The organism is Microbulbifer mangrovi (assembly GCF_002009015.1).
In the GTDB taxonomy this organism is placed as follows: domain Bacteria; phylum Pseudomonadota; class Gammaproteobacteria; order Pseudomonadales; family Cellvibrionaceae; genus Microbulbifer; species Microbulbifer mangrovi.
Genome location: NZ_LZDE01000081.1, coordinates 1 through 731, shown reverse-complemented (window position 1 = coordinate 731; position 731 = coordinate 1). Strand labels below are relative to the sequence as shown.

Genomic DNA, 731 nt, shown 5'->3' with positions numbered 1-731 from the left:
TACCAGGGCACCAGTATGGCGGCTCCTCATGTAGCCGGTGCGGCGGCACTGCTATATGCGGTGGATAGCGGTATTACCCCTACCGAAGTGGAAACCATCCTCAAAAACACCGCGCGCAGCTTCCCCGGCTCCTGCAGCCAGTGTGGTAGCGGTATTGTCGATGCAACAGCCGCGGTGAACTCGGCCAATGGTGGCGGCAACCCGGACCCGGATCCAGAACCCGGTGACGGCGAGCTGTCCAACGGCGTTGCGGAAACCGGACTGTCCGCCAGCACCGGCGGTGAGCTGCTCTACACCCTGGAAGTACCTGCAGGCGCATCCAACCTGAGCTTCCAGATCTCCGGCGGTAGCGGCGATGCGGATCTCTATGTCCGCTACGGCAGCCAGCCCACCACCTCCGCGTACGATTGTCGTCCCTACCTGAACGGCAACAACGAGACCTGCTCCATCAGCAATGTTCAGGCCGGTACTTACTACGTGATGGTGCGCGCCTACAGCAGCTTCTCCAGCGTCAGCCTGGTAGGCAGCTTCGATGAGGGCAGCAGCGGCGGCGGTGCCAGCGGCTGGACCGAAACCAACGTATCCGGCAGCAGCGGCAGCTGGCAGCACTTCACCCTGGACGTGAACAGCGGCATGGCGTCGCTCGAGGTATTGATGTCCGGCGGCAGCGGTGACGGTGACCTGTATGTACGCTACGGCTCGCAGCCCACCACCAGCAGCTACGACTGCCG

Annotated in this window: 1 protein-coding gene; it reads left to right on the top strand. The window is 63.2% G+C overall.

Annotated features, from left to right (window positions below):
• Positions 1-15 precede the first annotated feature (15 nt).
• Positions 16-731: PPC domain-containing protein (locus tag B4U49_RS00360; RefSeq protein ID WP_275078264.1), on the top strand; the 716-nt coding region annotated here is incomplete at its 3' end.